Source organism: Conexibacter sp. JCM 18997 (assembly GCF_055391915.1).
Genome location: NZ_AP043885.1, coordinates 1873150 through 1889815 on the forward strand (window position 1 = coordinate 1873150; position 16666 = coordinate 1889815).

The 16666-nt window shown below is 70.8% G+C and carries 17 protein-coding genes; 3 read left to right on the forward strand and 14 right to left on the reverse strand.

The features are described 5' to 3' along the window. Positions 1-14: 14 nt before the first annotated feature. The 14 genes from ACZ5UI_RS09705 to ACZ5UI_RS09770 all read right to left on the reverse strand — a co-directional run bounded on the left by ACZ5UI_RS09705 (position 15) and on the right by ACZ5UI_RS09770 (position 14047). Complete coding sequence (locus tag ACZ5UI_RS09705) at positions 15-1082, reverse strand: hypothetical protein (RefSeq protein ID WP_464196681.1); 1068 nt, start codon at positions 1080-1082, stop codon at positions 15-17. Between the two features lie 369 nt (positions 1083-1451). Beyond that, positions 1452-2426, reverse strand: a complete 975-nt coding sequence (locus tag ACZ5UI_RS09710; RefSeq protein ID WP_464196683.1) for a zinc-dependent alcohol dehydrogenase — start codon at positions 2424-2426, stop codon at positions 1452-1454. After that, the gene (locus ACZ5UI_RS09715) at positions 2426-3307 is read right to left on the reverse strand and encodes an amidohydrolase family protein (protein WP_464196685.1); all 882 of its coding nucleotides are present in this window, start codon (positions 3305-3307) and stop codon (positions 2426-2428) included. The genes ACZ5UI_RS09710 and ACZ5UI_RS09715 overlap by 1 nt, the downstream gene beginning before the upstream one ends. Further along, complete coding sequence (locus ACZ5UI_RS09720; protein ID WP_464196687.1) at positions 3304-4200, reverse strand: dihydrodipicolinate synthase family protein; 897 nt, start codon at positions 4198-4200, stop codon at positions 3304-3306. Before ACZ5UI_RS09720 ends, ACZ5UI_RS09715 begins: the two co-directional genes overlap by 4 nt. After that, on the reverse strand, positions 4190-4555 hold the full coding sequence (locus tag ACZ5UI_RS09725; protein ID WP_464196689.1) for a RidA family protein: 366 nt from the start codon (positions 4553-4555) through the stop codon (positions 4190-4192). Before ACZ5UI_RS09725 ends, ACZ5UI_RS09720 begins: the two co-directional genes overlap by 11 nt. A gap of 19 nt (positions 4556-4574) precedes the next feature. Then, positions 4575-6008 (reverse strand): aldehyde dehydrogenase family protein, encoded by a 1434-nt coding sequence (locus tag ACZ5UI_RS09730; RefSeq protein WP_464196691.1) that lies wholly within the window; start codon positions 6006-6008, stop codon positions 4575-4577. Continuing rightward, the gene (locus ACZ5UI_RS09735) at positions 6005-6895 is read right to left on the reverse strand and encodes an amidohydrolase family protein (protein WP_464196693.1); all 891 of its coding nucleotides are present in this window, start codon (positions 6893-6895) and stop codon (positions 6005-6007) included. The genes ACZ5UI_RS09730 and ACZ5UI_RS09735 overlap by 4 nt, the downstream gene beginning before the upstream one ends. After that, positions 6892-8079, reverse strand: coding sequence for a M20 family metallopeptidase (locus tag ACZ5UI_RS09740; RefSeq protein WP_464196695.1), 1188 nt, complete (start codon positions 8077-8079; stop codon positions 6892-6894). Before ACZ5UI_RS09740 ends, ACZ5UI_RS09735 begins: the two co-directional genes overlap by 4 nt. After that, on the reverse strand, positions 8076-9125 hold the full coding sequence (locus tag ACZ5UI_RS09745; RefSeq protein WP_464196697.1) for a phosphotriesterase family protein: 1050 nt from the start codon (positions 9123-9125) through the stop codon (positions 8076-8078). The genes ACZ5UI_RS09740 and ACZ5UI_RS09745 overlap by 4 nt, the downstream gene beginning before the upstream one ends. Before the next feature lie 31 nt (positions 9126-9156). Continuing rightward, positions 9157-10068 (reverse strand): acetamidase/formamidase family protein, encoded by a 912-nt coding sequence (locus tag ACZ5UI_RS09750; protein WP_464196699.1) that lies wholly within the window; start codon positions 10066-10068, stop codon positions 9157-9159. Then, positions 10065-11180 carry an ABC transporter ATP-binding protein gene (locus ACZ5UI_RS09755; RefSeq protein WP_464196701.1) on the reverse strand — a complete coding sequence of 372 codons (1116 nt, stop codon included), beginning with the start codon at positions 11178-11180 and terminating at the stop codon, positions 10065-10067. The genes ACZ5UI_RS09750 and ACZ5UI_RS09755 overlap by 4 nt, the downstream gene beginning before the upstream one ends. Further along, positions 11177-11965, reverse strand: a complete 789-nt coding sequence (locus ACZ5UI_RS09760; RefSeq protein WP_464196703.1) for an ABC transporter permease — start codon at positions 11963-11965, stop codon at positions 11177-11179. The genes ACZ5UI_RS09755 and ACZ5UI_RS09760 overlap by 4 nt, the downstream gene beginning before the upstream one ends. After that, positions 11962-12792: an ABC transporter permease gene (locus tag ACZ5UI_RS09765; protein WP_464196705.1), complete on the reverse strand. Its 831-nt coding sequence runs from the start codon at positions 12790-12792 to the stop codon at positions 11962-11964. Before ACZ5UI_RS09765 ends, ACZ5UI_RS09760 begins: the two co-directional genes overlap by 4 nt. Before the next feature lie 100 nt (positions 12793-12892). Continuing rightward, positions 12893-14047: an ABC transporter substrate-binding protein gene (locus tag ACZ5UI_RS09770; protein ID WP_464196707.1), complete on the reverse strand. Its 1155-nt coding sequence runs from the start codon at positions 14045-14047 to the stop codon at positions 12893-12895. A 173-nt stretch (positions 14048-14220) separates the two neighbouring features. Between ACZ5UI_RS09770 and ACZ5UI_RS09775 the strand changes: the two genes are divergently transcribed. The 3 genes from ACZ5UI_RS09775 (at position 14221) to ACZ5UI_RS09785 (ending at position 16651) form a co-directional block, all read left to right on the forward strand. Next, entirely contained in the window at positions 14221-14982 is a 762-nt protein-coding gene (locus ACZ5UI_RS09775; RefSeq protein ID WP_464196709.1) for a FadR/GntR family transcriptional regulator, read from the forward strand. Continuing rightward, positions 14979-15881 carry a hypothetical protein gene (locus ACZ5UI_RS09780; protein WP_464196711.1) on the forward strand — a complete coding sequence of 301 codons (903 nt, stop codon included), beginning with the start codon at positions 14979-14981 and terminating at the stop codon, positions 15879-15881. The genes ACZ5UI_RS09775 and ACZ5UI_RS09780 overlap by 4 nt, the downstream gene beginning before the upstream one ends. Positions 15882-15943: 62 nt before the next feature. Further along, positions 15944-16651 (forward strand): creatininase family protein, encoded by a 708-nt coding sequence (locus ACZ5UI_RS09785; RefSeq protein ID WP_464196713.1) that lies wholly within the window; start codon positions 15944-15946, stop codon positions 16649-16651. Positions 16652-16666: the final 15 nt, after the last annotated feature.

Sequence of the window (16666 nt, forward strand, 5' to 3'; positions counted from 1 at the left end):
CGGCCCGGACCGGGTCAGCGCTTGCGCGCGGTGAAGTCCAGGCGTCCCGTGCAGAGCGGGTAGGACAGCTCGACCACGCCGCCGGTGACCCGACCGCCGCGCAGCGTGCCGCGCACCAGCGTGTCGGTCTCCGAGACCGTGCTGGCGGCGAAGAACGTGCCGTCGGGGGCGATGCGGATGCGCTTGACCGTCGTGAAGGCGCTGACCACGCGGTTGTTGGTGACGTCCGGACCGCCGATGCAGTAGACCGTGAGCTGCGCCTTGAGGTTGCGGATCTCGCGGCCGGAATCGGTCACCTGGAAGCGCACGTTGGCCTGGCCCTGGGCCTGGTAGGAGCCGACATCGGCGGAGCCGGTGGAGAAGCCACGTGCGGCCGCGACGGTGATCGTCAGTGGCGCCGAATGATCGACCTGGGTGCCGCGGCGGGCCGCCCAGCGGACCTGCGCCGATCCGCGCCCCAGCTCGACCGGCGCGGACGCGCGCCCCTTGGCCACCGCGACCGGCTCGCCCACCGGCTTCCACGCGCTGCCGGCCTTGCGTTCGAGGCTGACCGGCTGGCCGTCGGGCAGGTTGGTCTGCAAGCTGACGAGGGTCGTGTAGCCCGCGTAGGCCCGGCGCGGGCCGGTCGCCTTCATCTGCGCCGGCGCTCCCTGAACGGTGAACGACGCGGTCGCCCCAAGCTCGGTGTCGGTGCCCTCGCAGAAGCAGAACCGCGTGACCCGCCAGTAGTAGGTCCCCGGCTCGCTCAGCGGACCACCGCCCAGCGCCTGCGCGAACGCGGTGCACTGACCGGCCGCGGGGCCCCGCTCGATCGCGGTGGTGCCGGTGACCGGTCCGCCGAAGCTCGCGTCGGTGGAGACCTGGACGCCGTAGCCCACGATGCTGTCCGCCGGCTCCCCCACCGGCGACTGCCGGTAGTTGGGACAGGTGAAGACGAGCTCGACGCCCCGCGCGCCGGCCGCGACGGTGGCGCCGTCCGCGGGCGAGATCGGCGCGGGCACGGGATCGCCGGGAACGGCCTGCGCGACCGAGGGCACCAGCAGCACGAGGACCGCGGCGCACGAGAGGATGATTCGACCCATCGGGCCGAGGTACCCGCTCAGGTCTGCGCAAACGCGGTGAACAACGAGCGCGCCTGCTGCACGAAGCGCGGCAGCCGTGCTCCGCCGGTCGCGTCAGGAACCGGGGCCACACCACGTGGCCGTTGTGGCGGATGTCCAGCGTCCCCCTCGCGGCGTGCTCGTGGTGGACGCTGAGGCTGACCCGCTGGCTGCCGGCCCGACCGTAGACCGAGAACGTCGCGTCACGCACCTCGCCGCAGGACTTGTTGTGCCACACGCGATGGGCCACGTGCGCGCCGTCGGCCGAGGCGGGCGCATCGGACCGTCGGACAACCTCTGCCGATCAGCGCTGTTCGTGCCGCAGGTTCGTCCGCGTGGCCAGGTGGACCGTCATTGCCCGTCCGTCCCCGCGATCGAGATCACGAGCTTGGCGATTGAATCGGGCTGGGCGACGAGCTGTCGAATGCCTTCGGCCGTCGCGGCGAGCGGCACCGCAGTCAGCCAGTCCACCTGGACGGGATGGTCGGCCAGGAGCTGAACCGCGGCCTCGAAATCGGCCCGTGTGTAGGCGTAGTGGCCGCGCACCGTGATGCCCCTGCGCACAAGGTCGGCGATCCCGATCAGCCCGGTATCGGCGGCGAGCCCGAGAATCGTCACGGTGCCACCGCGCCGGACTGCCGCCACACCCGCCTGCACTGTCGCCTCGATGCCCACCGCGTCAAGCACGAGATCGAGCTCGCGATCCGCGATCGCCGCGGGGTCGGCGTGTGCCTCCCGCGCGCCGAAGCTGGGCGCCAGCCGCCGTCGCGCCTCCAACGGCTCCACCGCGACGACATCGAGACCGAGCGTCCGAGCCGCGTGAATGGCCAGGAGACCGATCGGGCCGCAGCCGATCACCGCGATCGCCGCGCCCGCAGCCAGGCCCGCGGCCCGCAGTGCGGCCAGCGGCGTGGCCAGCGGCTCCGTCAGCACGGCCTGATCGTCGGTGAGGCCCTCGGGCAGGGCCACCAGGCTGTCCTCGCGGACCAGGACCCGCTGCGCGAACACCCCGGGCCGATCCAGCCCGATCAGCCCGCGGCTGTCGCACAGGTTCTCCTCCCCGCGCCGGCACGCGGCGCACGTTCCGCACACGACCAGCGGGAACGGCGCGAAGCGTCCGGGGCGCCCCGGAACCGTGCCGACGAACTCATGGCCGAGGATCAGCGGAGGACGACGCGGTCCGTGATGTCCACGAATCGCGTGGAGATCGGATCCGCACACACCGGCAAGGGCGATATCCGCGACGACGTGACCGGGCTGCGGCACCGGATCGGCGACGGTCTCGCGGCGGAGATCCGCCCCGCCGTACCAGACGATGGCGTCCATCAGGCGGTCGCCGGCCGATCGAGACCGAGGGCTTGGAGGGCGTCGCGCGCGATCAGCGCCTCGATCTGATCCTCGGGGACGTGTGGCAGGCGCGTGCCCTCGACGATCTCGTTCACCCGGCGCAGCGCGTCGATCGTCTCGCCCGGTGTCGCGATGGGGAAGTCCGAGCCCAGCAGCAGCTTCGACATCGCTCCCCACTCCGCCGCCAGCCGCATACATTCGTAGAACGACCACGGCCGATAGGGCAGCGCCGACACGTCGGCGTAGACGTGCGGGTGCTTGCGGATGGTGACGATCGTGTCCCGCTGCCACGGATGGCCCATGTGCGCCATCACCACCCGCAGTTCCGGGTGGCGTATGGCAATCTCGTCCATGGCGAGCGGATGGGCGTACCGCAGCGGTGCGTCCCGCACCGGTGATGCGCCTTGGTGAAAGACGATCGGCAGGCCGGCGGCCTCGGCGTAGGCGTAGAGGGCGAGCGCCTCCGGATCGAGCGGATCGAAGTGCTGGTAGTTGGGTCCGAGCTTGATGCCCCGCAGCCCCAAGGCCCGACTGCGCTCGACCTCGTCCAGCGCACCGGGCGCCTTCGGGTCGACCGACAGGAAGCCGATGCGACGGGTGGGATCGGCGGCGGCGAACTCGGCCGTGCTGTCGTTGATGCGCGCCGGGTCGTTGGGGATCCCGGTCGCGGCCAGCGGGTCTGCGACAGCGATGTTGAAGACGATCGAGACGTCGGCCGCGGAGACGGCCTCGTCGTAGTCCGCCCACGAGTTCGTCGTCACCACCTCGCGGTCGGGTCGCCACAACCCGTGCGCCAGTCGCTCATCGTCGGGCACCGTCTCGCGGTGCGTCGGCGTATGGGTGTGAACGTCGACGATCACGCCAGCTCCAGCCGGGCAACGTGGGCGTCCAGCCGGGCGGTCGACGGCGGATCCAAGGGGGCGGGCGCCGGCGGGCGCAGCTCCGGGCGCACCGCGACCCCGCGCCGGCGCAGCACGTACTTCGCACAGCGGTTGTAGTGCTCGATGTCCTGCATCTCGAACACCAGCATCGGCAGGAGCCGGGCGAACTGCGCGTCGGCTTCGTCGGCTCGCCCGTCGCGCTCCAGCGCGTGGATCGAGACCTGCAGGTCCACCGTGTCCACTCCGGGCATGATGCCCGCGGCGCCGGCCCGCAGCGCGTCGAGCAGGTACAGGCCGCCATTGCCGCCGAACACCGCGATGCCCTCGCCGAGGGCGGCGCGCCACGCTTCGATGCCTTCCGGACCGGTCTCCAGCTTGACCGCGCACACGTTCGGCGCCCGGCGGGCGATCTCGCGCACGCCCGCGGACGAGAGCCCCACGCCGAGGTACTCCGGCGCGTCCTGCACGATCGCCGGCAGCGTGACCGCGTTGGCCACGGCGACCATGAACTCCACGATGTCGGCCTCACGCAGCCGACTCGCGGTGGGCGGCGGGATGACGATGCCTGACGCCCCCACCCGCTCGGCGTGCCGGGCCAGCGCAAGCGAGTCCGGCAGGTTCTCGGCCACCGCGCCCACCAGCAGTGGCACCGAGCCGCTGACGGTCAACGCCCGTTCCAGCAGCTGCTGGCGCTCGGCCACGGTCAGGCGGCTGACCTCCCCCGCCAGCCCGAAGCACACCAGACCGTGCGCGCCACCGGCCACGGCGAAGCGGACGATCTCGGCGAACGCGTCGGCGTCGACGCCACCGTCGGCAGCGAACGGCGTGGGCAGCGAGGGCAGGATGCCCGACCAAGGTGCCTCAGACGACACGGGCGATGGCCTCGATCTCGAACAGCAGGTCGGCTTTGACCAGGTCGCACACGACTGTCGACCGGGCCGGATAGGGCTCGGGGAACCGCTCCGCGTAGACGCGGTTCATCGTGGCGAAGTCCTCCCGGTTGACCAGGAAGAGCGTCGACTTCTTGACCGTGGCCAGCGACCCGCCCGACTGCTGCAGCACCTGCTCGAGGTTGTCGATCGCCACGCGGACCTGCGCCTCGAAGTCGGCCGGCGCGTCGCCGCCGCTCAGCGGGATCCCGACCTGCCCGGCGGTGTGGATCCAACCGTCGGTCACGCAGGCGAGGCTCAGCGGGTTGCCCGGGGTGGGCGTCGGGACATGGGTCATCGGATGTGCTCCCCGTCGCTCACGGCGCGACGTACGTGGTCTTGACGTTGGTGTAGAACTCGCGCGCGTACCGGCCCTGCTCGCGCGGCCCGAAGGAGGACCCCTTGCGACCGCCGAACGGCACGTGGAAGTCGACGCCCGCGGTCGGCAGGTTGACCATCACCATGCCCGCCTCGGCGTGACGGCGGAAGTGCGCGGCGTGACGCAGCGACCGCGTGACGATGCCTGCGACCAGGCCGAACGGCGTGTCGTTGGCCACCGCGAGCGCCTCGTCGTAGTCGGACACCGCGATCACGGAGGCCACCGGGCCGAAGATCTCCTCACGGCTGCTGCGCATGTCGTTGTGGGCCTCCACGAGCAGAGCGGGCTGCAGGTAGAAGCCGTCGCGCGGGCGCTCCAGTCGCTGCCCGCCGACCAGCCGGGCGCCCTCGGCACGGGCGATCTCCAGATAGTCGAGGTCCTGCGCCAGCTGGGTCGCATCGACGACCGGGCCGATGTCGGTGCCGTCAGCCCTGGCGTCGTCGACGCGCAGGCTGTCCAGTCGGACGGTCAGGCAGGCGACGAACGCGTCGTGGATCCCCTCGGTGACGATCAGCCGGCTCGACGCCGTGCAGCGCTGGCCCGTGGAGAAGAACGCGCCCTGCGCCGCGACCTCGACGGCGACGCCAAGATCCGCGTCGTCGAGCACGACGAGCGGGTTCTTGCCGCCCATCTCCAGCTGCACCCGGGCGCCGCGTTGGGCACAGGTCACGGCAATGCGCCGACCGACCTCAGCCGAGCCCGTGAACGACACCGCCGCGATGTCCGGCGAGGAGACCAGCGCCTCACCGACCACCCGCCCCGGGCCGTTGACGAGGTTGAAGACGCCGGGCGGCAGCCCGCTACGGGAGATGATCTCGCTCAGCGCCCATGCGCTGCCGGGGACAAGCTCGGCCGGCTTGAAGACGACCGTGTTGCCGAAGGCCAGCGCCGGGGCGATCTTCCACGCTGGAATGGCGATCGGGAAGTTCCACGGCGTGATGATCGCCACGGGGCCGACGGGCTCGCGCGTGATCGCGACCTCGACGCCCGGCCGCACGGAGTCCAGGAGCTCGCCGGAGTTGCGCAGTGCCTCGCCGCCGAAGAACCGGAAGATCTGCCCGGCCCGCGCCACCTCGCCGACGCCCTCGGCGCGCGTCTTGCCCTCCTCGCGCGACAGCAGCTCGCCCAGCTCGTCGGACCGCGCCAGCAGCTCCGTGCCGATGCGGTCGAGCGCTGCGGCGCGCTCGGCCACGCCGCTGAGCGCCCACGCCGGGAACGCCGACTGCGCCGCATCGATCGCGGCCTGCGTCTGTGCCGCGTCGGCACGGCCGTAGATGCCGATCACGTCGGTCACGTCGGACGGGTTGACGTTGGGCGCGCTGTCGGGCGCGTCGACCCACGCCCCGCCGACCAGGTTGGCGTGAGCGCTCATGCCCACTCCGGGAAGAAGCTCTTCCAGTTCTCGTGGATGATCCGGTCCTGCAGCTCGACCGGGAAGCGGGGCATGCCGGTCCCCTCCACCGGATCGTTGACCCGCCGCAGGCCGTCGATCACGTTGGCCACGGTCGCCGAGGGGAAGTCCGAGCCGAGCAGCAGCTTGTGCGCGACGCCGTACTCCATCGCGCTGATCATCGCCTGCCAGTAGCGCCAGGGCCGGTAGTGCACCGCGGAGATGTCCATGTACAGGTTGGGACACTTGCGCACGAGCGCGATCGCGTCCTCCTCCCACGGGTGGCCAAGGTGGGCGATGATCATCCGCAGCGACGGGAAGTCCATCGCCACGTCCTCGAGCAGCAGCGGGTTGGCCACGCGCAGCTTGGCCTCGCTGGGGAACGTCGTCCCCTGGTGCCACATGATCGGCAGGTCGAGCTCGGCGCACCGCTGGTACAGCGGCCAGTGGCGGCGGTCGGAGGGATCGAAGTGCTGATAGGGCGGCCCGAGCTTCAGCCCGCGCAGCCCGAGCTCCTGCACTGCGTGGTCCAGCTGGGCCACGCAGTCGCGCTCGTTAGGGTCGACCGAGGCCCAGCCGACGAGCTTCTCGGGGTGGGTGGCCACGTAGTCGGCCACCACCTCGTTGGGGATCCACACCCCGACGGCCTTCGCCTGCAGCCCGAACACGACGACGCGGTCCGCGCCCTCGGACGCGGCCCAGTGGTCCTCCGGATGGGAGTCGTAGGAGTGCAGGTCCAGCCGCGCCGAGTGGGCCGCACCCCCGGACATCTCCAGCTTGACAAGCTTGCTGGCCAGCGCCTCCTCGGCGTAGCGCTTGCCGATGTGGTCGGGGTACCACATCACGTGGGAGTGGCAGTCGACGATCACACCGTCGCCTCCCCCAGGAACGTCAGGCCGAGCAGGGCGTAGGCGCGGGCCGCCGCCGCCAGCTCGGCGACCTCCACGGACTCGTCGGGCACGTAGTGCCAATCCGCCGGTCCGTAGATCAGGCTCTCGACGCCGAGCGCCTGCATGTCCGCCGTATCGGTGACGAACGCCTGCACCGGCAGAGCGTCGGAGACGACCAGCGATCGGCCCGTCGCCGCCTCGTGCGCGGCGACCATCGCGTCCATGAGGGCGCCGTCCTGGGGGCCCATGTACGCGCGCTGCACGGCGGTCAGGTCCAGGCGCCACGGGACGTCGGCCGGGACCACCCTGGCCAGCAGCTGCTCGAGGTCGGCGCGAACCGACGCGCGCGTCATCGTCGGCACCGTGCGAATGTCGCCGCTGATCGTCGCGCCGTCGGCCACGCATCCGCCGGCGAAGCCGGACTCGAACACGCCCACGTGCAGCATGGGCAGGTCGGGCAGGCGCGGCTCGGGTGTGTGGGTGGGAACCAGGTCACGCAGCGCCGTGCACACGTCGACGGCCGCGGCCAGCGCGTCGATGCCCTCCTCGCGGCGGGACACGTGCGCCAACCGCCCCTCCAGGTGGATGACGAACTTGATCGCGCCGCCGTTGGCCGTGTGGACCGCCAGCTGGGATGGCTCACCGTTGATCCCGAACCGCGGGAAGTCGTGCTCGCTCGACAGCGCGTACTTGACGCCCAAGCCGATCGTGTCGTGGTGCATCGAGGCCAGCAGCACCACGTCACCGGGCGGCGGGCCCAGCCGGGCCACGGCCTCCAGCGCCACGGCCATGGAGGCCACGCCGCCGAGCATGTCGGTGATCGCGCCGCCGAACAGACGGTCGCCCTCCTTCCACGGCTCGTGCGGGTCGCGGGACCAGTGTCCCGGGTGGTAGGCGGCATCGAGGTGCCCGTTGAGCAGGATGCCCGGCCCGTCCCCACGACCACGGACCCGGGCGATCAGGTTCGGCCGGTTGGGCAGCACCCAATCGAGCTCGACCTCGATGCCGTCGGCGTCGAGCAGACCCTGCAGGACGCGCGCGCGCTCCTCCTCCTGGTCACCGCCCGGCTGTCGGGCGCGGCATAGCGCGACCGCCACCTCCTCGACGCGCGCCGGGTCGACCGCGTCGGCGACCGCCCGCGCCAGCTCTGTCGCGGTCTTCATGCGGCACCCCCGGCGATCGTCAGCAGCCGCCGTGGGTTGTCGACCAGCAGCTTCTCGATCTGCGCCTCGCTGACCCCGTGATGCTCGCGCAGCCGCGGCACAACCCGCCGCAGCACGTGGTCGTAGCCCATCCCGCCGAAGCGCTGCAGGTAGTGCTTCTTGCCCATGTCCTGGGAGACCACGAGCTGGTCCTCGTAGCCGCGCTGGATCAGTGCGACCATCGTGCTGGCCTTCTCGTGGTCGCTGAGCGACTTCCAGGTCGGCTCGAAGTAGCCGTCCTGACCGAAGCTGTCGAAGCCGGTGATCACCCCGCGCTGCAGCACGGTCTCGTGGTAGTCGAGGTCGGTGATCTCGTCCAGATGCGACAGCGAGGTGTGGGTCAGGTCGTGGCCCTCCTCCTCGAGCACGTCCAGGACACGCAGCACCACCTCCAGCTCCGGTGGATGGCAGTGGATGTTGATCGGAAGGCCGGTCTGGCCGGCCACGCGGGCGCCGGCCCGCAGCACCCGCTCCTCGCTGTCGGTCAGCTGCTCGGAGGTGCCCAGCTCGCCGATGATCCCCGGCAGGACGCCCGAGCGCTGGACGCCCTCGCGGACCTCGGCCAGCAGGTGCGCCTCGATCTGCTCGACGCTGGCGTCCGCCAGCCAGTCGGGGTGCGTGGCCGCCACGTAGAAGCCCACGCCTTCGACGATGTGGAAGTCCAGGTCCTCCGCGATCTGTCGTAGCGCCTCCGGGAACGGATGGATGCCCTCCAGCGTCAGCTCCACGATGCAGTTGCCGCCGGCGTCGAGGAACTCGCGCACCTCGTCGGCGATCAGCGCGTAGTCCTGGTCGGGCAGCTGGCGCAGGTTGTCGCGAAACGACGAGCCGTTCCAGCGCGACAGCCCGCCGAAGCGCGGCTCCATCGGGAGCGTGCCCAGCTCGGGGTCGTGCAGCTCCGACGGGTCGAAGAACTGCTCGGCGCTCCAGAACACGTGCTCGTGGGTCAGCGTCTGTCCGATGTCCGACGGGTCCACGGGACCGCGGACCGTCATGACGTGGGCCATGGGACCGTCCTCTCGTTGTGTGCGACGGAAGTCATGCGGGGCGCACCCCGAGGCTCGTGGGCAGCTCCAGGCGCAAGGTCAGCTGCGGGCCGCCGTAGGCCTGGCCGACGCGCAGGTCACCGACCAGCGACAACAGCGCCAGTGCCTCGGCGGGCTCGAGATCCAGCTGGTCCTCCAGCGCGCGCGCGGCGGCGTCGACGGCCAGCTCCCGGGCCGCTTCGAACGTGGCGGAGGCAGTCAGCACCATCACCCGGTCGGCCGTCTCGATCCACGGCCAGGTCGGGGCGCCACCGGGCTCCAGCTCCACGCGCAGGCGCACGGTCGCCGGGCATTCGAGCGCGACGCCGGACAGCTCTCCGTCCCCCTGCACCGCGTGCACGTCGCCGGCGTAGAGCAGCGCATCGTCGACGAACACCGGCAGGTGGACGCGGGCGCCGACGCCAAGCGGACGCTGATCGAGGTTGCCGCCGTGCGGCCCGGCCGTACCGGCATCGCGGGCGCCGTCCGCCGGAGCGACACCCAGGCACCCGATCATCGGCGTCGGCGCCAGGACGACCCCGTCACCGAAGTCCACGCCGGCGGGCCCGATGGTGCAGACCCGGGCCAACGAGCGCGGGACCCGGCCTTCGGGCAGCGGGTTGACGTGCGCGTGTCCGCCGCACCAGCCCAGCGGGCCGAGTTCGATCGCCTCGACCGTGATCACCAGACGGTCTCCCGGCCGGGCACCGGCCACTGCCAGCGGCCCGGTCAGCGGGTTGGACGTGCCGGGCTCTGGCCGGGGCAACGCGAAGGAGACCCCCGGCTCGCGGTCCAGCAGTGCGCCCGCGCGCGCGTCCAGCGTGTCGAACGTGACGCTCGTGCCCGGCGCGATCGTGGCCAGCGGAGCGACGTCCCGCGCGAACGTCCGCTGCGGAACGTCCGGCGCAAGCGCGACGTCGGTCATGCCTCGACCTCGCCGGCCAGCACGATCGACGCGTCCGTGGCCCACACGAGCGCGACGGCGTCGCCGACGGTGACCGGTTCGCGGGCCGGGTCGCTGAGCTCGCTGACCACGACGGTGCCCAGCGGCCCCGTGGCGACGACGTACTGGGTGTTGGGTCCCAGGTAGACGACGGTCTCGACCACCCCGGTGACGCGGCTGTCGACGTCTCCTGGATCGGGACCGGGCGCGCGGTGCAGGCGAATCCGCTCGGGTCGTACGGCAACCCGCATCCGGCTGCCCGCCACGATCTCGTCGCCGACATCGGCCGTCAGCACCTGACCGTCGCCCAAGCGGCAGGTGGCCCGCCCGTCGGCCACGGTGTCGGCCACGGCCTCGATCTCGTTGAGGTTGCCGACGAAGTCCGCGACGAACCGGGTCGCCGGGCGCTCGTAGATGTCCTGTGGCGCCCCGACCTGCAGGAGCTCGCCGTCGGACATGATCCCGATGCGGTCCGACAGGAAGAGCGCCTCCTCCTGATCGTGCGTGACGTAGATGAACGTCGTGCCGATCCGGTGCTGGATCGCCTTGAGCTCCAGCTGCATCCGCTTGCGCAGCTTCACGTCCAGCGCTGACAGCGGTTCGTCGAGCAGCAGCACGCGGGGCTGGTTGACCAGCGCGCGAGCCAACGCCACGCGCTGCTTCTGGCCGCCCGACAGCTGATCGGCCCGGCGCCCTTCGAAGCCGCCGACGCCAACGATCTCGAGCATCTCGGAGACGCGCTCGGCGCGTTGGGCCTTCGGCACGCGCTGGACGCGCAGGCCGTAGGCCACGTTGTCGGCCACCGACATGTGCGGGAACAGCTCGTAGCTCTGGAAGACCGTGTTGACCGCACGCTTGTTGGGCGGGCGCCGGGTCATGTCCTCGCCTTGCAGCAGGATTCGGCCGGCGTCAGGCCATTCGAACCCGGCCACCATCCGCAGCAACGTCGTCTTGCCACAGCCGCTGGGCCCGAGCAGCGAGAAGAACTCGCCCTCCCGAATGGTCAGCGACACGTCCCGGACGGCGACGACCTCTCCGAAGCGCCGGGCGACGCCTTCGAGCTCGATCGCCGCGGATGGCTCGGGCGCGGTCATTGGGTCTCCAGTCGCGAGGTGCGACGCGCGGCGAAGAGCGCCAGCACGACGGTGATGGCCAACAGCACGACACCGACGGCGTTGAGCGCCGGGGTCACGCCGAGGTTGAGGCGGCCGTAGAGCAGCATCGGCAGCGTCTTCGACTGCCCGGCCGTGAAGAACGCGATGACGAACTCGTCGGCCGACAGCGCGCCGGCCAGCAGCATCGAGCCGATGACCGCAGGCAGGATCGCCGGCAGCGTGATCGTCCGAAATGCGTACCACGGGCCCGCGCCGAGATCGCGCGCAGCCTCCAGCAGCGAGAAGCGGAAGCGCTCCAGCGCGGCGCCGATGATCAAGAACGCGAACGGCATGGCCACGACGATGTGGCCCGCGATCGTGGCCCAGAGCGAGAAGCCCACGCCGATCTGGTGGTAGAAGAACGCCAGGCCCAGTGCGTAGAGCAGCAGCGGGAACGCGAGCGGGATCGCTGCTGCGGTCAGCGCGATGGCCCGGACCCGAGGACCCATCCGCACCAGTCCCAACGCCCCCAGGAGCGCGAGCAGCCCGCTCCCGATGGCGGTCGCGGTGGCGACCAGAAGCGTGCGCCGCAGCGCGTCGAGGAACTCGTCGTCGTCCAGCAACCCGGTGAACCACCGCGACGACAGCCCCTCGATGGGGAACGTCAGGCGCGGCGAGTCGTTGAAGGCGAACAGGAACATGAGCGCCAGCGGGACGAACAGGTAGACCAGCACGGCCCCGACCAGGATCCCGAAGGCGATGCGGCTGCCGCGACCAACCCTCATCGCGTCACCAGCCGCACGGCGCCGACCACGAGCCCGACGATGACCACCACGGCGACGATCAGCGACAGCGCCAACGCGGCGCCCAGTGGCCAGTTGATCGCGGTGCCGAACTGATACTGGATCGCGTTGCCGACGAACTGGTCGTGCGTGCCGCCCACCAGCTGCGGTGTGACCCACTCCGCCGCGGTGGCGATGAAGGTGAACGCGAACGCCGCGGCGACACCACGCATGGTCAGTGGCAGCACGACGCGCCGCAGCGTCGTCAGTCGGCCGCCCCCGAGGTCCCGCGAGGCCTCGATGAGCCCGGCGGGAACGTTCTGCATCGCGTTGTAGATCGGCAGCACGCCGAGCGGGAGCAGGAAGTTGACCAGCACGATGACGATCGCGTAGCCGCTGTTGAGGAAGGCCTTGATCGGCTCGTCGATGACGCCGAGGGACATCAGGCCCTGGTTGAGCAGACCCTGGTCGCCGAGCATCGTCCGCCAGGAGTACACGCGCACGAGGAACCCGCCGAACAGGCTGACCAGCACCAGGAAGTACAGGACCTGTGCGCGCCGGGGGAAGATGAACGTCAGCGCGTAGGCGAACGGATAGGCCAGCGCGATGACGATGATCGACACGATCGCCGCGTAGCGGATCGTGCGAACGAACAGCTTGCGGAAGACGTCGCTCTCCACCACCTCGCGGTAGTTGGCGAACGTCAGGTGCCACGTCGTCTGGTAGTCGGAGAACGTCGCGAAGCTGTAGGCGACGAGGATCCCCAGCGGCACCAGGAAGAAGACCGCGTAGAACAGCGTCACCGGCGCCAGCTGCACGGCCGGGACCACCCGCCGGCTCCAGGGAGCGGAGCGCGGCGGGTGGGCCAGGGCCCTGGACGCGGTCGCGTCCGTTGTCATCGATCCACGACGGACGCGACCGGCCCGGCCATCAGCCAGCCTTGACCTCGGCCCAGGCGTCCTGCCAGTCCTTCAGCGATGCGTAGCCGTCCTTGGCCTCCTCGGGCGGGTAGTACGCCACGAAGTCGATGCCACCGGTGGGCTTGGACACCAGGTCGTAGTCGTAGACCTGGGCCGACTTGCCCAGCAGCGGCACGGAGTCCGCGTTGGCCGCCCCCGACGTGAGGTTCGTCGCGAGCGCGGCGTTGGCCTCCGGCGAGATCAGCTCGTCGATGTAGGCCAGCGCGCATTCGGGGTTCTCGGCCGTCGACGGGATGGCCATCCCGTCGAAGTACCCGCCGCCCTTGCTCTCGTCGAAGAACTTGTAGTCGAGCTTGGCACCCTTGTCCTTGGCGAACCCGAGCATCGCCTCCCAGCCTCCGATGGCCAGGTCCACGTCACCGGCGACCATGCGATCCGTGGCGTCCTGGTAGGAGGCCTGGAACGCGGCCGCGTTGTCGACCAGCTCCTTGACCTTCTCCTTGACCTGCCCGAGCTGCTCGGTGGTCAGGTTCGGCGGGTCGAAGCCCATCGCGTCGGCGATCATGAAGAAGGGCAGGCCGGGGTCGTCGAACATCGTGTAGCGGCCCTTCCACTCCGGCTGCAGCAGCTCCATGATCGAGGTCGGCGGGGTGTCGACCCGGTCCGGCGCGTAGACGTACGGCCCGTCGCCCCAGATGATCGGGACGCCGTAGATCTTTCCGTCCTCACCGCGAATGGCGGGCGACTCCCGCAACGCGGGCACGATCTTGTCCCAGTTCTTCAGCTTGGACGTGTCGATCGGCTGGACGACGCCGGCCTTGATCATCCGCTGGCCCTCGAGCACCGGGATCGTGTTGAGGTCGTACGGCTGGCCGACCTTGATCGCGCCGATCAGCTGGCCCCAGTCCGCGTTGTTGTTGACCTTCAGCTGCATGTCCTGCGCGGCGCGCCAGTCCTTCAGCTCCTTCTCCCCCTCCTCGCCGGCCAGGCCGATGAAGTTCAGCGACTTGCCCTTGCACGCGTCGGCGCTGACCGGCGCTGCCGCAGTGGTCTCCGTCGCGGTCGACGTGCCGGCCGCTGCCGTGCTCGCCGACGACGTGGTGCCGCCGTCGGAGTCACTGCCGCATGCGCTCACCACGGCCGTGACGGCCATCACCGCGGCCACCGACAGCAGACCCCGACCGATCTGTCGCCGTTGCTGCGGTCCTCCTGAATCCGTTCCTGCTCGTGCTCGCCGGTCCATCGTTCGCCCCTAATGGTCGGTCATGTGGAGCGGTGATCCTAGGAACCTGGTTGCCAACTTGTCAAGGGAGTTGGGTAGTAAGTAAGCTGCGCACTATGGAAGCCCTTCACCGCACGTCGGGTCGTCGGTCGCGACCCACTGTCCCCGCGGGTCTGGCCCGTGTCACGCTCAGCGACCAGCTCGTCCTGCACCTCGCACAGGAGATCGTGCGCGGGGACCTGGCGGTGGGCGACGCGCTGGCCTCCGAGCAGGAGCTGTCGATGACGTTCAGCGTCTCCAAGCCCACCATCCGCGAGGCCATGCGAGCGTTGGTCGCGCTCGGCCTCATCCACGCCCAGCAGGGCAAGCGCACCGTGGTGCAGTCCGAGACGCAGTGGAACGTGCTCGATCCGCTGCTGCAGGAAGCGTTCCGCCTCGAAGGTCGCGGCGGAGAGCTGGCCGTGCAGCTCTACGAGATGCGCCAGATCCTGGAGACCAGCTCCGCTGCCCGCGCCGCCGCGCGCGCCAGCGCCGAGCAGGTCCAACAGCTGCGCGACCTGATCGACCAGCTGCGCGCGATCGCCGCGGCGCCCGACCACGACCTCGACGCGTTCCTGCGCGTCGATCGAGAGTTCCACGACGTGATCGCCCAGGCCTCCGGCAACGAGGTCCTGCGTCAGGTGGTCCGTCAGGTCAACGGCGACCTCTCTACGGCATGGTCGAGCTCGAGCATCACCGAGAGCGAGCTCGACCTCCTCGTGGACATGCACGCCCAGATCACCGATGCGATCGCCGCCGGAGATCCCGAGCGCGCCAGCAGCAGCATGGAAGACCACCTCAAGCGGGCCGCCGCCAAGTCGTTCGAGCCCGCACGATGAAGGCCGATTCATCCCTCGCCGCGCTGGGCGTTCGCCCGACCGTCGCGGCTCCGCCACCGAGCACCGCGCGCTTCCCCGACGGGGGCGCGTTTCGCATCGAGATCCCCAGCGTCGAAGGTCCACAGGCGCTGGCCGCCGTGCTCGAGGCCGCCGACGAGCACGGGGTGACGCTCAACCGCATCTCCCAGGGCAGCGGAGCCATGCTGCTGACCGAGAGCGAGCTGCGTGAGATGGTCGAGCTCGCGGCGCAGGCCGGCGTCGAGCTGGCGCTGTTCGTGGGGCCCCGGGCGGAGTGGGACATCGGCGCGTTCAGCCGCTCGGACATCGGCGCCGCCCAGTTCGGCGCGCTGCGCGGCGTGCGCGGGCTGAGCTTCGCGCTGGAAGACGTGTTCCGGGCGGTCGAGGCGGGCATCCGCAGCTTTCTGGTCGCCGACATCGGCCTGCTGTCTCTGCTGACCGAACTGCGCTCACGCGGGGAGCTGCCGGCTGAGTGCGTGTGGAAGGTGTCGGCCTACCTGGCCCCCTCCAATCCCGCCACACTGCGGGTCCTGGAACAGCTCGGCGCCGGCACGATCAACGTGGTCAGCGACCTGACCGTGGCCGAGCTGGCCGACCTGCGCGCCCATGTCACGATTCCGATCGACCTGTACCTCGAGGCCCCCGACGGCATGGGCGGCATCGTGCGCGGCAACGAGATGGGCGACTTCATCAGCGTTGGAGCCCCCTTGTACGTGAAGTTCGGCCTGCGCAACGCGGCGCCCGCCTATCCCTCAGGCGGACACGTCCGCGCCGAGGCGATTGCCACGGGACGCGAGCGCGTCCGGCGCGCGGCGATCGCGCTGGAGTGGCTGGCCCGCACCCACCCCGACGCGCAGCAGTCCCCGCGCGCGATCCAGTGACCGTTCTGCTCGCGGAGCTGCGGCGCCAGGAGGCCACGGCGATCGCCCAGGCCGGCGGCATCGTGCTGCTGCCGATCGGAGCCACCGAACAACACGGACCGCACCTGCCGCTGAGCACCGACACGCTGCACGTCGAGGCCGTCGCCCGCGGTGCAGCGGAGGCCGTCGCGGATCGGGTGCCGGTGGTCGTGGCCCCAGTGTTGCCCTACGGCTGCTCGGCGCATCACCTCCCGTTCGGCGCGACCGCATCGCTGTCGACGGCAACGCTGCTGGCGGTGCTGGCCGACCTGGGCGCATCCCTCGTGGCCTCCGGCTTCCGGCGCCTGTTCCTGCTCAACGGCCACGGCGGCAACCATCATGTCGTGGTCCAGGCCGCGCAGGACCTCGCGCTCGTGCACGACATCGATACCGCCGCCGCGTCCTGGTGGCACCTCGCGGCCGCGGATCTGATCGCCGCCGGCGCGTTGGAGCACGGCAACCTGCCGGGCCACGCAGGCGCGTTCGAGACCGGAGTGGTCCTGGCCCTGCGTCCCGACCTGGTCGTCGACCCGCCGCAGCGACCGGATGGACCCGGGCGCTATACGTTCGACGAGCCGCTGACGATGGCCCTCCGCGACAGCTGGGCCAGCATCGACGGCTGGTCGGACTCCCCCGCCGCCGGCCGATTGACGGATGGCCGGCAGCATCTGGCGATCGCGATCACCGCCGTCGCCACGGCGATCGAGCGATTTGCCGATGCGTGCGGACCGTCAGGCGGCACACCCCGATGAAGGTCACGGCCGTCG

What these genes read in the sequence shown, in the direction of transcription:
- ACZ5UI_RS09705 (WP_464196681.1), bottom strand. Translation starts at nt 1,082, where the DNA reads ATGGGTCGAATCATCCTCTCGTGCGCCGCGGTCCTCGTGCTGCTGGTG.
- ACZ5UI_RS09710 (WP_464196683.1), bottom strand. Translation starts at nt 2,426, where the DNA reads ATGGACGCCATCGTCTGGTACGGCGGGGCGGATCTCCGCCGCGAGACC.
- ACZ5UI_RS09725 (WP_464196689.1), bottom strand. Translation starts at nt 4,555, where the DNA reads ATGACCCATGTCCCGACGCCCACCCCGGGCAACCCGCTGAGCCTCGCC.
- ACZ5UI_RS09730 (WP_464196691.1), bottom strand. Translation starts at nt 6,008, where the DNA reads ATGAGCGCTCACGCCAACCTGGTCGGCGGGGCGTGGGTCGACGCGCCC.
- ACZ5UI_RS09740 (WP_464196695.1), bottom strand. Translation starts at nt 8,079, where the DNA reads ATGAAGACCGCGACAGAGCTGGCGCGGGCGGTCGCCGACGCGGTCGAC.
- ACZ5UI_RS09745 (WP_464196697.1), bottom strand. Translation starts at nt 9,125, where the DNA reads ATGGCCCACGTCATGACGGTCCGCGGTCCCGTGGACCCGTCGGACATC.
- ACZ5UI_RS09750 (WP_464196699.1), bottom strand. Translation starts at nt 10,068, where the DNA reads ATGACCGACGTCGCGCTTGCGCCGGACGTTCCGCAGCGGACGTTCGCG.
- ACZ5UI_RS09755 (WP_464196701.1), bottom strand. Translation starts at nt 11,180, where the DNA reads ATGACCGCGCCCGAGCCATCCGCGGCGATCGAGCTCGAAGGCGTCGCC.
- ACZ5UI_RS09760 (WP_464196703.1), bottom strand. Translation starts at nt 11,965, where the DNA reads ATGAGGGTTGGTCGCGGCAGCCGCATCGCCTTCGGGATCCTGGTCGGG.
- ACZ5UI_RS09775 (WP_464196709.1), top strand. Translation starts at nt 14,221, where the DNA reads ATGGAAGCCCTTCACCGCACGTCGGGTCGTCGGTCGCGACCCACTGTC.
- ACZ5UI_RS09780 (WP_464196711.1), top strand. Translation starts at nt 14,979, where the DNA reads ATGAAGGCCGATTCATCCCTCGCCGCGCTGGGCGTTCGCCCGACCGTC.